A 12,414-nucleotide genomic window follows, 5' to 3' on the forward strand; every position below is an offset into this window, starting at 1 on the left:
CTGGCCGCAAGCCTTAGGGCGGACCGGAGGGACGTCGACTCGCCCACCAGAGCGCGAGTCCAGTCAGACCCATGATGTAGCCGATGCCGCCGAGGATATCCTGGAGACGGATCCGATCCTCCGCAGCGACGAGCTGCTCGCGTAAAGGGCGAATCTGGCGCGCAACGGCGCGCTCGATCACCGACTCCAATTCAGGACTCAGGATCGTCACGGGGGGTGCCGATGTGGATGAGGCATCGGTCTCGACGATGACGGACACATCGCTCCGATCAGGCCTTTCGGCGTCTTCGGCGATCGAACCCTCGGACCCGAATCCCGCCGCCAACTCGGCTGCAGGGACACGCCACTCGGCGTGATGGCCGTCGCCCGTGAAGGCCCGAATCAGATGATCGACAGGCGCCTGAGCCGTATAGGCGAACTGACCCTCGCCGTCCGGCGTCAGCTCGGCCAGTGTGTTTCCCTCCCCGTCCAAGACCTCGATCCGCGCCCCCGAAGCGGCGCCGCCGCCGGCAAAGTAGGCCGATCCGCCGATGCTCGCGCCTTCGGCAAAGGCAAAGACCTGAAGCTTATGCGCCAGGGCCGGCGAACCGAGGGTCGATAAGAGGACGAGTGCGGCAATGCGAAGAGTCCCGCCGCTCGGTGGAATCGCGCCCCGTGCGGAACGCGCCGGGCCGTTGCCAGGGTCCGCGATCCTCATCAGCGCATCTCTCGCGTATAGATCCAGATCAACGCACCCAGCTCGACCGGAACCTCCTCGCCGTCGGGATTCTGCATCGGCTCATCGCCCTCGAGCAGTGCGGCGAAACCCCACCAGCCAGCCTTGGGCATCGCATAGCTGAAGACCCCGTTCTTATCGGCCTTGATGACCTGGGTAATGTAGGGATCCGACGGCGGCCTAATCGAGCCGTCGTTGCGCCACTCGACCTCGACTGTGGCAAAGGGCACCGGCTTTCCGTCGCGTTTGACGATCCCTTGAAAGAGATTGCCGGCCCAGAGTCCGTAGGGACGAACCAGCGGCTCGATCTCGACCGGCAGACCGAGATCCGCGTCCCAGCCATCCTCCGCACCGAAGGCATCGACGACGACCTTAGTGTAATGCACGATCATCGCCCCTTCAGCCGGCTCCCAGTAGGGCGCGGGCTCCAGATAGAAGACGTAATCTCCCGGCTGCTTGATCCTGTAGTCGAGACGAAAGGTCCGCTTGCCGTCGATCTCCTGCGCTTGAAGGCTCGCCTTGAGGTCTTCCCGACCCTCGGGGCTCAGGACCCCGACCTGAACGGGCTCTCCCATCATCATCAACGGACCACCCTCCATGGGATGCGTGAAACGCATCTCCAGCGTCAGGCTGTTGCCGGTCTCGGCGTTGACGATATCGGTGGACGGGATGAGCTCTTGAAAGTGGGCATGGGCAGCGGCTGCGCCCATGAGTGCCGCGGCCAGAGAGATCAGGATCGGGTGAGATTGGCTGGAAAGAGGTGTCACGTTGTGCTCCGTCAATGGGTTGTGAGGCGAAGGTCGGCTAAACCGCGCTGCCCCGCGAGATGCGCACTACGAGGCGCTTACGGCGCTGTCGCCCAAGCACAGCCTCGGCGCGACGCGGTTCAGAACATTGACTTTAGAATCATGAAACCACGTCGACGCCGGCGCTTGTTGATGCCCGCAACGTGGAATCACCCGACACGAGAAGATGACGCCACCGGACGCGGTTTCATCGCGGTTTCATCACAGCTCCGCAACGAGACGCAGCCCGAAGATCCAACCCTCGATGTCCTCGCCGCTGTCGTAGGCGTCGGCCATGTACTGGATGTCGGCGGTGAGGGCGAGGTAGTCGTTGACGGCGCAGCGGTAGTAGAGCTCGGCGACGTTGGTGTTGGAGATCCCGGTGTTGGCGCCGTCCAGATAGCCGTAGGCCATGCCGACGGTGTCGGCCTCGCGGCCCCACAGGCCACCGCCGAGCTGCAGACCGCCGGTGTAGAGGCCGCGGTAGTCGAGGATGTCCTTGTGGTCGGCCCAGCCCACGCGCAGGAAGGCGCCGAGATGATCGCCGAGGGCCTGGTCGAAGGACAGACCGTAGCCCATCAGATCGGTCTTCTCCGCGGCAACCGGCGTCCCCTCCTGCGGAGCGTCCTCGGCCCCCTGCATCGGCTCGCCGAGGTCGGCGCGGGGCTTGACGAAGGCCGATGAGGTGCCGGTGATCACGGCGCGGTAGTTGCCTTCCCCGAGCGCGGTATCGAGGCGATAGCCGAGCTGCGCGCCCCAGAAGTTGTAGTTGTTGCCGTCGTCGTTCTCGCCGATGTTCAGGGCGGCAGCCTTGATCTCCCAGTTCCCCAGCGCCAGCTCGAGCGCCGCGCCGGCGTCGTAGGAGGGTAGACTGAAGCCGCCGGAGTTCACGAACGCCTCGTTCATGAACTGGGTGAATTCGTCGTTGGCGTAGGCGTTCTCGTCCAGATACCCGGTGGAGTCGATGATGCCGACGGTGGTGCCGAGGGTGGCGTCCTCGCCCAGCGTGACGGTGTGCTTGTACCAGGCCTGCAGCAGGTAGTCGCGTCCGCGCCCGTTGATGTCCTGCAGATCGTCCTCGAGATCGACCGCCCAGGGGGCGAGCACAAAGGGCGAGACGGCGTTCAGGCCGTTGTCCACGGCATAGCCGAACAGGGCGAAGAACTCGTCGCGCTCGCTCGGGCGAACGCTCAATGCAAGCTGAAAGGGCATGCCGCCCCGACAGGTGTCGCCGTCCAGCGACTGCCCGTCCTCGTCGAGCAGCCCGCCGAGCCCCTCCTGGCACTGACCCGCCGCGCCCAACACCGCGCCGATCGAGAAGCGGTCGGTCACGTCGTAGGCATCCGCGGAAAGGGCGAGAAAGGAGAGCGCAGCGCCAACGACCAGGCGATTGTCCATCGAATAGGTATCCTTAAAGGAGGATTCGGGGTTCCGGATGGTTTGCGATTCGAGGTACTCGGACTCTAAACCTGCCGGACCTAGTCGATACCGCAGCCCGATCGTGTGATCTATTGTAAAAAGATATTACGCCGGGGTGTCAAGCATCGGATTTGGCTCTCCGCGGGAGCAACCAGCCTGCCGGGGATTCACGCCGCAGCTTTCCGTTGACAAGCATCAACCGGCCATCTATCTTTATTGCGAACGATTCTTATTCATAGCCTAGCCAGCAGTCGGGGCGGATAAGGCGCTTGCCGGACCACGCCCCGACCGCTCGCGACAGATTCCAGTCCCGTTCGATGCGGGACTCCCGTCAGCCAAATCCCGGACGCTTCGTCCGTATCGCCAGCGGGGCATTGTTCGACAACCGCTTGATGTTTCAGGAGACACACCATGCCCGTCGATTCCCCCTTGGTTTCAAACTGCGATCTCTCTCGGCTCAAACCGGAGGATCTGGAGCTGCATCTCGGAGAGCTCATTCGCCGTTACGTGCGGCACCGTTCGGCTGATTTGGCCGAACGGGTCGTCGAATCCATCGAGGCGCTCTACCTGCATCCGGATCTCGGGCCCGATGCCGAACGGTTTTGTGCCTATCGCCGACTAGCGCGTCATTGGCGCTGGCTCGCGCAACGCGCCCCCACCGTCGCGCATTAAGCAGGGCCTCGTCCGTGTGCGAGACCGCCAGCCTTCCGGAATCAATCAAGGAGCGCGCTATGCCGCCCTACATCGAGCTTGAGAACATGCCGAGCGCAGCTGTCATGCCGGCCTCCCGAACACGTTTAGGAGCGGAACGCGGGAGCACAGCGGGCAATGTCCGCTATTGGGCAGCGTTCTTCCGGGAACTTGTCGGTGCGGGACAGCTCCGTCTCTACGACGCGCGAGGGCGACTGCTGGCGCAGCTCAGCTCGGTGCCCGGATGCGTCGCCATCGAGAATCCGATCTGGCGCACCCTCGTCAACGCGCTTCAGGACTAAACCGCATCCAGAGTGAAATGCTCACTTTCGAGTCAGCTCGACGTTTGCTGCATCCATAGCCCTTAGCGGAGACGCGGTTTAAAATAATATATTTTTTAATACCTTAAACCGCGCCAGCTCCGGCGGTTGTCAAGTCTGCCGGGGCCGATCCATCCAAAAACATCGCATACCGCGCCGGGCGCGGTTTAAGAGGAAGCCTCTATGCAACGGCTAATTTTCGAGGTCTCCGACCAGACTGCGCGACTCGCGATCTATGACTTCGAGAGTCAGGAGCTGCTTGCCGAGGTCGAAGGAGCGTCATGGCATCGTATGTTCGAGGAGCTGCAGATCGGCAACGGAACACGCAAGCGCACCTGTTGCGCGCATCATGCCGAGGTTCCGACGGTTGAAACCATCCCGCAAGCCCGACGCATGCAGAGCAAGATCGCGCAGGCGCTCTTTCCCGAAACAGATGGGCTCGCGTCGCCGCCGATTGCACTCTCGCGCTCCCCGAGCCCATCGATCTCGGCCGCCGCTTCCGCAGCGACATTGACCGAGCTGTCCGGCCCGCCGAGCCGTCTGCCGACCCTGAAATCGACAGGACGTCGCAGGCTCTGGGACATCCCGCACAAATACCATTGCCCGATCATCGGGACCTGCCTCACGGTGGAGGAGCTGCGCCGAATTGCCGACCGGTCGGCCCAACGGCCCGAGGCGACTCTGTCGGAGTTCGACATCCACGTGAGCTTTGTCGCAGCGGCGGCCGAGAAGAATTCGTTGTCGCTGGCGACGCACAAGGCACTGGAGAAGACATTCAGCATCAGCGTGCGGCGCTATTCGAAGGCACGCGACGCGGACACGCTCCTTCGGCTGTGGCGCGAATCGCTCGACACCGGGGAGGTTCCCGGCGGACTCTGGGCACTCATGACGCACCCGCATGCCGACCATCGGGTGATGACACGCGCCTACGAAGAGATCCATATGCTCTCGCATCAGATCGGCGCGGGACAACGCGCCGATCTCAAGCGGCTCACCGAGACGCGCACCCAGCTCGAGCAGCTGCAACGTGATTTTGATCACCTTCACAGGCGCACCCGTCAGCAGGCGGACTCGCGCGAGGCGAGGATCCGGGCGCTCGAGACCGCCTTGGCGAACCGCGAAAGTGACTACGCCGCATCGTGCGCGCAGGCGCAGGCCCTGCGCGAAGAGCTCGAGCTGTTGAAGGGTCCACGCCTAAAAGACAGGTTAAGCGCGCTGACCGACCGGGTCGCAGACTTGGACGCCGAGCTGACTCGGATCCGCGAGGAGAACGCACACCTTCGAGACACCCGCACACAGGCAAAAGAAGAGGCCGACGCGGCGGAACGTGCGCAGCGCGCGGCGGAGGCCGAATGCCGGGCGACCGAGCGGCTCCTGGCGCACCTGCTCGCGGATCGGTGCGACGGCTGCACATCGGAGGCTTGCGTGCGACCCAAGGATCTTGATGGACGCTTGGTGCTCTGTGTGGGCGGGCGCAAACAGCTCGTCGATCAATACCGCGCGATGGTGGCGGGCTGTAACGGTCGATTCGACCACCATGACGGCGGGATGGAAGATAGCCAACTCCGGCTCGAGGCGATGCTGGCATCGGCCGATATCGTCGTCTGCGCAACCGACTACGTCAGCCACGGCGCCTACTATCGGACCAAACGATTCTGCAAACGCACCGAGAAACCGCATGCGCTGCTCGGCAACTCCGGACTCTCTTCATTCGCCTTGGCGATCGAGAACCTGGCAGCTTGAGCCGATCGCTCGCCGCGGCGAGCGTCGAGCGACTCCGGAGATGGCCGTGCAGGTCGAGGCAAGACGCCTCGCCCGCCTTTGCACAGCCTGGCGAGGCGGGGCGAGGCCGATGCCTCAGGGCATGTGGTCAAGACCGATCTTCGATCCGGCTCGGGTGTTGGCATCTCCGGGGCGAAGAGCCAGCGGGAGAATCATCACAAGCGTGCCGATGAGGAAAAGGATCTCGAGGGCATAGACGACATCGTATCCCAGCGCTGGCCAGGCCAAGTCTTCTCCGAAGACACCTCGGTTCGCCATCGCCATGACAAGGTCACGCAAGAAGCCGCCGGCGGCGAATGCAAGACCCATTGCGGTCGCCTGAACAGCGCCCCACGCGCCGAGCGCCAAACCGCTGAAACCGCCCTCGGCGAGCGCCATTGCGGCAGTCAAGGTTGCCACCATGAAGAGCCCGCCACCGAAACCGATCAGCCCGGCACCGGCTCGATACAGCCAAACTGCATCGAGTGGGGCGGACAGGATAACCGCGATAAAGGCGAGGATCCCGATCATGGCGCCGATCGCCGCAATCCGATAGGGCTCGCTACCACGCCCCATCAGGCGCGCGGCAAGCACGAAGGCGAGCAGTGATCCGGCCGCCCAGATGGCGTTGAGTGCGGTCGTCTGGGAGACGCTCAGCCCGAGTATCTGACCGCCGTAAGGCTCGAGCAGGATGTCCTGCATCGTGAAGCCGACTGTCCCGAGACCCACCACCACCAGCAGTCGGCTCGCGCGTCCACCACGGGTGAAGTTTCGCCAGGTCTCCATGAACGGCGGGCGCGGCACAGGATTGGCCGCGCGCTGCCTGTCCATCGCCTCCTGCTTCCAAAGGGCAACAACATTCAGAACGATCGTCGCCAAGGCCACGCCCTGAGTGACCTGAATCAGCAGCTCGTTGCTGAAGTTCGTGAGCAGTTGTCCGAACAAGAGCGAGCTTCCCGCCCAAGCGGCCAGGAGGGTGACGTACAGCAACGCCACCACGCGAGGGCGTTTCTCCGGCGGGGCGAGATCGGTGGCAAGCGCCAAACCCGCGGTTTGCGTCGTGTGGAGTCCGGCACCGACCAACAGGAAGGCCAGCGCAGCGGCCAACTGACCGATAACGTTGAACTGGTTATTGACATCGGCGAGCAGCAGCAGGGCGAACGGCAACATCGCGAATCCACCGAACTGCATCATGCTTCCGAGCCAAATGTAGGGGATTCGGCGCAGTCCGAATGCGGAGTGGTGGTAATCGGATCGATGGCCGATCAGCGCACGCAGCGGCGCGAAAATCAACGGCAGCGCAAGCATGAGACCGACCAGCGACGCGGGCACGGCAAGCTCGACGACCATGACCCGATTCAGGGTTCCTTGCAGCAGCACCATGGCCATGCCGACCGAGACCTGAAACAGCGACAAGCGCAGGATTCGGCGCAGCGGAAAATCAGCAGACGACACATCGGAAAAAGGCAGTATCCGAGGCAGCAGCTCACGCCAGGCTTGCGCCCAGGGATCGTCTTTACGACTCATGCCGGGATCAGCTCCACAGGTGAAATGGGCTCGGCAACAAGAGCGATGCCTTAAAGGGGCGGGATTATCGCACTCGGGGCTTCAATGATCCACCACGCCCGGATCAGGACCGCAAGGCGGGAGACCCGATCATGTAGGCGCGACTAGGCACGGAATAATCGATCCTAAGGAGGGGTCGACTGCGCGACGCGAGAGCGGCTTCCGGAGGGACCTCACGGTCGATCGGGGTTGGGGATCGGAGAGCATCGAATCTTCGAAGGACCGGGAAAGCCAGGTCGGACGAACTCCGCCCTTCGACAACGATGGGCGCGCTTCGCAGATTTGAGACCGCTGGAGTCGGCGCGGTTTAGGATATTAACAAGATAACCTTTTAAACCGCGTCCAGGCCAAGAGTTTTGGATGCACCAAACGTCGAGCGCACTCGAAAATGACGCATGTCGCTCTGGACGCGGTTTAGGCCCCGATGACGACCGAAAAGACCGGGGGTCAGGTCTCTTTGGCGTCCGTCCCTGGACAATGGATTCAGTGTCCATGGACGGCTGGGACCGGATGGATCATGCCACCCCGACCGGATACATCTGCGACTGGAGGTAGTTCTCGAGCCCCACACGATCGATCAATCCGAGTTGTTGCTCAAGCCAGTCGGCGTGGTCCTCCTCGGTGTCTCGGAGGAGTTGCAGCAGAACGGTCCGGGTCTGGAAATCCTTATGCTGCTCGCAACAGACGATGGCCTCCTTCAACGCGGCTGCAACCTCGTATTCGACTTGGAGATCGTTGGCCAGCATCTCCGGGACGGTCGCGCCGACACGAAGCCCGTCGCGCTGGCTGAGATCCGGCGTCGCCTCCAGGAACAGCATGCGCCGGATCAACATCGATGCGTGCTCCTTCTCCTCCGTCGCCTCGTGCTCGATCCGCGCGAACAGCTTGGCGAAACCCCAGTCCTCATACATGAGCGAGTGGATGAAATACTGATCGATCGCTGCCAGCTCGTTGGAGAGCAGACGCTGAAGATGCGCGATCACTTCGGGGTTACCTTTCATAGTTGGATCTCCGGGGCTGCTGTGGTCAGATCGCCGACTCGAGAAAGTTCGGCAGTCCGACACTCTCGATCAGTGAAAGTTGGGTCTCGATCCAGTCGATCCGCTCTTCGCTCGACTCCTGGATCTCTTCGAGGTGATGTCGGCTGACGAAGTCGCCCTGCTGTTCGCAGTGGGCAATCGCCGCAGAGAGGGCCTCGCGATAACGCAGCTCCATCATGAGATCGCAGCGCAGGATCTCGGGAACATCCTCTCCGATCAGCAGCTTGCCGAGGTCTTGGAGGTTTGGAAGCCCTTCCAGAAAGAGTACGCGCTCGACGATCTTATCGGCCTCCTTCATGGACTCGATCGAGGCGTGGTAGACCCGCTTCTCCAGCGTCTTGAAGCCCCAGTTGCCGAGCATCCGCGCGTGCAGGAAATACTGATTGATCGCGGTCAGTGCTTCCTTGAGCACCGCGTTGTGATGCTGATTGATGGAGGGTTGGGTTTTCATCTGGACTGGACCTTTAGCAAAAAGACTGAAGTTGCACCGAAGGGCATCTTGACACAAATACGAATGATTCCTATCATATCATCAAGATCGAGGGGCGTTTCGGAGGAAATCTCATGTACGTATGCGTTTGTCGGGCCATTACCGATCGCCAGATCATCGCTGCAGCAGAGCGAGGGACGGAACGTCTCGCCGATCTGAGAAAGGAGTTGGGTGTGCCCGGCGACTGCGGACGCTGTGGACTTTGCGTTAAGGCGTTGTTACGAGAAGTAATCGAGAACCGCCGATTACGAGCGGTAGCGGCTGCTGCCTTTTCGTGAACCTCCTCCTCTACCCTGGTTCGAGGGTCCCTCATACCCATGCGAAACACCGATCCCACGCGAACACATCGATCTCGATCGCTCGGAGAGGGCATTCGCCGCATCCTCACGCTCATCGGTCGTGGCATGCCGCTTAGCCGTAGACAGCGGCGGTGGATGTTGATGAAACGGTTTCTTCAGACAGATCGGAAGCGGCAACCCGCTGAATCATCCGTGTCGGTGGGAAAGTAACGTCGAATCGTATGGCTTCAAGTGCCGACGATCGAAACCGGACGTCCCCCGAGGCACCGAGCGCCGAGGGTGGCGTCCTCGAACGTGTGACATCGGCGACTCCCGAGCTGGCTCGGCACCGCCGGATTGATCAACCGACAAGACCGGTGCGGCCCGCGCCGCACCGGTAGTGCCGATCCATCCAATCAGGTCGACTCAATCGTATTGCGGTTCGTCGAGCCTCCGCCCTCTAGTTCGCGACGGGCAATGCCGAGAGGTCTGGCCGCGGCGTCTCGGCCGTCTCCACCGGCAGGATCGGATACTCAATCCTCGGCTGCTCTCCGGTCAGCGCGTGCAGGAAGGCGACGATCCGAGCCGCCTCTTCGTCGGAGATCTCGGTCCCGAGCTGCGCGGTTCCCATCAGGGCGACGGCCGCACCCAGATCCCAAACCGCACCCGAGTGAAAGTAAGGCGCCGTCAAGGCGATGTTGCGCAGCGGCGCGGCACGGAAAACGTACTCGTCTGACACCGTCTTCGTGACCTGGAAGCGGCCCTTGTCGTCCGGCGGGAGGATGTCCGCGCCCGGCTTCGTGATCAGACCGAACGGGAAGTAATCCTGTCCACCGAAGTTGATCCCCGCGTGACAGGCACTGCAACCCTTGTCGATGTAGAGATCCAGACCCTGCTTCTGCTCGGCCGTCATAGCCGCATCATTGCCTTCGATCCAGTCATCGAAAGCCGATCCGGGCGTCACCAGGGTCACCTCGAATGCCTCGATCGCCTTGGCCATATTGTCGAAGGTCACCGGATCCGGCTCGTTCGGGAACGCCTTGGTAAATCGCTCGACATACTCGGGGATACTCTTGAGCGTGACGACCACGTTCTCCGGCTTGTTCGCCATCTCGACACCGGCCTGAACCGGACCCTTGGCCTGCTCCTTGAGGTCATCGGCCCGACCGTCCCAGAACTGCGCCGCGTTGAACACGGCATTGAGCACCGTCGGTGAGTTGCGCGGACCCGTTTGCCAACCATGGCCGACGGACGTCGGCAGGTTGTCGTCGCCGCCCATGCCGAGGTTATGACAGGTGTTGCAGCTGATGACCCCGCTTGCCGAGAGTCGGGGATCCATGAACAGCATGAGTCCGAGGTCGATCTTTTCCCGCGTCACGGGATTGCCTGCCACCTCGGGCACGCCGGCCGGGATCGGGAGCAGTCCGGCGGACTTGGCCTTGTCGCGCAGAGCGGAGTCATCCGCAGCAGCCAGGGTTGCAGCGAGCCCCACCGAGACGGCCAGGGCGATCATTTGCTTCTTCATCGTGTTCTCCTCTTTATGGTCATCTGTTCTCCAAGGAAGCGCATTCGCCGTGGATCGCACCCCACGCGCGCTCGCGCCATACCCCGACCGAGTCTAACCTCGCCGCGAAAATCGGCAAGCAAGAAAGGGCTTGTCAATGTGGCCCTAACCCGACTCACTTCGGCGTCGAAATCGCGTTATCATTTTAGTGTTTTGAAGCGGAATCGTGACATTGGCGATATGCGCTTTCCCATGATATCCGGCCCCCCATTTCCGCTCGAACAGCTTGTTTTCCAGCGAATCTGGTCGTACCGCCCCAATCCATCCGTTCGCCGCCCCTTGCAAACTCCGCTCGGCAGCGCGCGACCCGGCCATGCCGTCCGAGCGCACGTGAGACATTCAAGCAACATCCTCATCCCGATTCTGATCGCCCTACTCACGGTTGCCGCGTGGGCCCTGCTCAACCGGCCGGCCGACGAGCCACCTTGGCCCAACCGCATCCAAGGCTTCTCGTTCGCACCGTTGCGAGCACACAACGATCCGGCTCATAAGAGCTTCCCGACCACCGAGGAGATCGACGAGGACCTGGCCCTTTTGCAGGGAACCGTCCATGCCGTACGCACTTATTCGGTCGAAAGCACACTCTCCGCGATCCCGCGCTTGGCCGCGGCGCGTGGCCTGAATGTCACGCTCGGCGCTTGGATCGGATCCGATCCGGACGCCAACGAAACCGAGCTCGCACGCTTCGGCGAGATCCTGAGTAAAGGTTACCGGAACTTGGTGCGCGTCATGGTCGGCAACGAGGCGATCCTGCGCGAGGACGTTTCGGTCGCTGAGCTGACCCAATACCTGGACCGGGTCCGCAAGATGACCTGGCTACCTGTGAGCACGGCCGAACCCTGGCATGTCTGGCTGTAATATCCGGAGCTTGCGGATCATGTGGACTTCATCACCGTCCACCTGCTGCCCTATTGGGAAGGTGTCCCCGTCGACCAGGCCGTGGCCTATGCGGTCAGTCGCTACGACGAGGTCAAGAAAGCCTTTCCGAACAAAGAGGTCATCATCGGGGAGGTCGGCTGGCCGAGTAATGGCCGGCGCAATCGGGGTGCCGAGGCGTCGGTAACGAATCAAACGCGGTTCCTGCGCCGCTTCCTCGCGCTGGTCATGTAGGGCATCTCGACCGCAGCGGTCTGGATCGTCTACGACTACACACGGCTCTATATGACGCCGGCCACGGCCATCGTCGGTGTCCTGCTTCTCGTCGGCGGGGTCGGCGTCATCGTCCTGATCATGGCCGAGACGCACGAATGGGCCGAGGCGCTGTGGCTGCGTCGTTGGCGTCGGCCGTTCCCCTTGCGAGCGGTCCGCGACGAGGAGCTGCCGTTCGTCTCAATCCATGTGCCCGCCTACAACGAGCCGCCCGAGCTCTTGATCGAGACCTTGGACGCCTTGGCGGCATTGGACTATCCGGGCTACGAGGTTTTGGTCGTCGACAACAATACCAAAGATCCCGCCGTCTGGCAGCCGGTCGAGGCCCATTGCCGCTGGCTCAACGAAACGGTCGGCGAGCGTTTCCGGTTCTTCCATGTGGATCCGCTCGCGGGCTATAAGGCCGGCGCACTCAACTTTGCACTGCGCGAGACCAACCCGTGTGCCTCATGATGGATGTCCGGGTCTGGGTCGCTGTCCTGATCGTCCAGTCCATCCCCTACGTTGTCGTTGTCGTGTTCGTTCGGAATCCGATTACGACAACGACAACGACAACGAAAAATTCTGCGAGGGTTTGCTCAAGACTGACGGCATCAGAGACCCGATGCCTTCCAGGCACTCGCTGTCGGGATGACGA

14 protein-coding genes are annotated in these 12,414 nt (G+C 62.2%); 7 read left to right on the forward strand and 7 right to left on the reverse strand.

Going from position 1 to position 12,414, the window contains the following annotated elements; all coding sequences use genetic code 11:
- Nucleotides 1–13: 13 nt before the first annotated feature.
- From AADX97_RS13970 to AADX97_RS13980, 3 genes are all read right to left on the reverse strand, one after another.
- Complete coding sequence (locus AADX97_RS13970; RefSeq protein WP_374234213.1) at nt 14–697, reverse strand: hypothetical protein; 684 nt, start codon at nt 695–697, stop codon at nt 14–16.
- Complete coding sequence (locus AADX97_RS13975; protein ID WP_374234214.1) at nt 697–1,482, reverse strand: DUF4198 domain-containing protein; 786 nt, start codon at nt 1,480–1,482, stop codon at nt 697–699. Before AADX97_RS13975 ends, AADX97_RS13970 begins: the two co-directional genes overlap by 1 nt.
- A 240-nt stretch (nt 1,483–1,722) precedes the next feature.
- On the reverse strand, nt 1,723–2,898 hold the full coding sequence (locus AADX97_RS13980; RefSeq protein ID WP_374234217.1) for a carbohydrate porin: 1,176 nt from the start codon (nt 2,896–2,898) through the stop codon (nt 1,723–1,725).
- 432 nt (nt 2,899–3,330) lie between these two features.
- Between AADX97_RS13980 and AADX97_RS13985 the strand changes: the two genes are divergently transcribed.
- The 3 genes from AADX97_RS13985 to AADX97_RS13995 all read left to right on the forward strand — a co-directional run bounded on the left by AADX97_RS13985 (nt 3,331) and on the right by AADX97_RS13995 (nt 5,672).
- Nucleotides 3,331–3,591, forward strand: a complete 261-nt coding sequence (locus tag AADX97_RS13985) for an ATP dependent RNA helicase (protein WP_213461708.1) — start codon at nt 3,331–3,333, stop codon at nt 3,589–3,591.
- 59 nt (nt 3,592–3,650) lie between these two features.
- The gene (locus AADX97_RS13990; protein ID WP_374234218.1) at nt 3,651–3,911 is read left to right on the forward strand and encodes a hypothetical protein; all 261 of its coding nucleotides are present in this window, start codon (nt 3,651–3,653) and stop codon (nt 3,909–3,911) included.
- Nucleotides 3,912–4,112: 201 nt separating this feature from the next.
- A complete protein-coding gene (locus AADX97_RS13995; RefSeq protein WP_374234219.1) occupies nt 4,113–5,672 on the forward strand; it encodes a DUF2325 domain-containing protein in 1,560 nt (519 codons plus the stop codon).
- A 114-nt stretch (nt 5,673–5,786) separates the two neighbouring features.
- On the opposite strand, the gene AADX97_RS14000 is transcribed toward AADX97_RS13995, so the two are convergent.
- From AADX97_RS14000 to bfr (AADX97_RS14010), 3 genes are all read right to left on the reverse strand, one after another.
- On the reverse strand, nt 5,787–7,217 hold the full coding sequence (locus AADX97_RS14000; protein WP_374234220.1) for a BCD family MFS transporter: 1,431 nt from the start codon (nt 7,215–7,217) through the stop codon (nt 5,787–5,789).
- A gap of 554 nt (nt 7,218–7,771) precedes the next feature.
- Nucleotides 7,772–8,257, reverse strand: coding sequence for a bacterioferritin (gene bfr / locus AADX97_RS14005; protein ID WP_374234222.1), 486 nt, complete (start codon nt 8,255–8,257; stop codon nt 7,772–7,774).
- A gap of 25 nt (nt 8,258–8,282) precedes the next feature.
- Nucleotides 8,283–8,747: a bacterioferritin gene (bfr, locus tag AADX97_RS14010; RefSeq protein ID WP_374234223.1), complete on the reverse strand. Its 465-nt coding sequence runs from the start codon at nt 8,745–8,747 to the stop codon at nt 8,283–8,285.
- A gap of 113 nt (nt 8,748–8,860) precedes the next feature.
- On the opposite strand from bfr (AADX97_RS14010), the gene AADX97_RS14015 reads away from it, so the two are divergent.
- On the forward strand, nt 8,861–9,064 hold the full coding sequence (locus AADX97_RS14015; protein WP_374234224.1) for a (2Fe-2S)-binding protein: 204 nt from the start codon (nt 8,861–8,863) through the stop codon (nt 9,062–9,064).
- A gap of 460 nt (nt 9,065–9,524) precedes the next feature.
- Here AADX97_RS14015 and AADX97_RS14020 read toward each other — a convergent pair whose 3' ends face one another.
- On the reverse strand, nt 9,525–10,589 hold the full coding sequence (locus tag AADX97_RS14020) for a cytochrome-c peroxidase (protein WP_374234225.1): 1,065 nt from the start codon (nt 10,587–10,589) through the stop codon (nt 9,525–9,527).
- Nucleotides 10,590–10,958: 369 nt separating this feature from the next.
- Here AADX97_RS14020 and AADX97_RS14025 point away from each other — a divergent pair, with 369 nt between their 5' ends.
- The 3 genes from AADX97_RS14025 to AADX97_RS14035 are packed head-to-tail and all read left to right on the forward strand — an operon-like array spanning nt 10,959 to nt 12,230.
- Nucleotides 10,959–11,486, forward strand: a complete 528-nt coding sequence (locus AADX97_RS14025) for a hypothetical protein (protein ID WP_374234226.1) — start codon at nt 10,959–10,961, stop codon at nt 11,484–11,486.
- Nucleotides 11,487–11,507: 21 nt separating this feature from the next.
- Complete coding sequence (locus tag AADX97_RS14030; protein ID WP_374234227.1) at nt 11,508–11,738, forward strand: hypothetical protein; 231 nt, start codon at nt 11,508–11,510, stop codon at nt 11,736–11,738.
- Between the two features lie 51 nt (nt 11,739–11,789).
- A complete protein-coding gene (locus tag AADX97_RS14035) occupies nt 11,790–12,230 on the forward strand; it encodes a glycosyltransferase (RefSeq protein WP_374234228.1) in 441 nt (146 codons plus the stop codon).
- Nucleotides 12,231–12,414 lie beyond the last annotated feature (184 nt).

Origin of the sequence: Thiocapsa sp. C2-2m, assembly GCF_041903745.1 — a bacterium.
Lineage (GTDB): Bacteria > Pseudomonadota > Gammaproteobacteria > Chromatiales > Chromatiaceae > Thiocapsa > Thiocapsa roseilacustris.

What these genes read in the sequence shown, in the direction of transcription:
- AADX97_RS13970 (WP_374234213.1), bottom strand. Translation starts at nt 697, where the DNA reads ATGAGGATCGCGGACCCTGGCAACGGCCCGGCGCGTTCCGCACGGGGC.
- AADX97_RS13980 (WP_374234217.1), bottom strand. Translation starts at nt 2,898, where the DNA reads ATGGACAATCGCCTGGTCGTTGGCGCTGCGCTCTCCTTTCTCGCCCTT.
- AADX97_RS13985 (WP_213461708.1), top strand. Translation starts at nt 3,331, where the DNA reads ATGCCCGTCGATTCCCCCTTGGTTTCAAACTGCGATCTCTCTCGGCTC.
- AADX97_RS13990 (WP_374234218.1), top strand. Translation starts at nt 3,651, where the DNA reads ATGCCGCCCTACATCGAGCTTGAGAACATGCCGAGCGCAGCTGTCATG.
- AADX97_RS13995 (WP_374234219.1), top strand. Translation starts at nt 4,113, where the DNA reads ATGCAACGGCTAATTTTCGAGGTCTCCGACCAGACTGCGCGACTCGCG.
- AADX97_RS14000 (WP_374234220.1), bottom strand. Translation starts at nt 7,217, where the DNA reads ATGAGTCGTAAAGACGATCCCTGGGCGCAAGCCTGGCGTGAGCTGCTG.
- bfr (WP_374234222.1), bottom strand. Translation starts at nt 8,257, where the DNA reads ATGAAAGGTAACCCCGAAGTGATCGCGCATCTTCAGCGTCTGCTCTCC.
- bfr (WP_374234223.1), bottom strand. Translation starts at nt 8,747, where the DNA reads ATGAAAACCCAACCCTCCATCAATCAGCATCACAACGCGGTGCTCAAG.
- AADX97_RS14015 (WP_374234224.1), top strand. Translation starts at nt 8,861, where the DNA reads ATGTACGTATGCGTTTGTCGGGCCATTACCGATCGCCAGATCATCGCT.
- AADX97_RS14020 (WP_374234225.1), bottom strand. Translation starts at nt 10,589, where the DNA reads ATGAAGAAGCAAATGATCGCCCTGGCCGTCTCGGTGGGGCTCGCTGCA.
- AADX97_RS14035 (WP_374234228.1), top strand. Translation starts at nt 11,790, where the DNA reads ATGACGCCGGCCACGGCCATCGTCGGTGTCCTGCTTCTCGTCGGCGGG.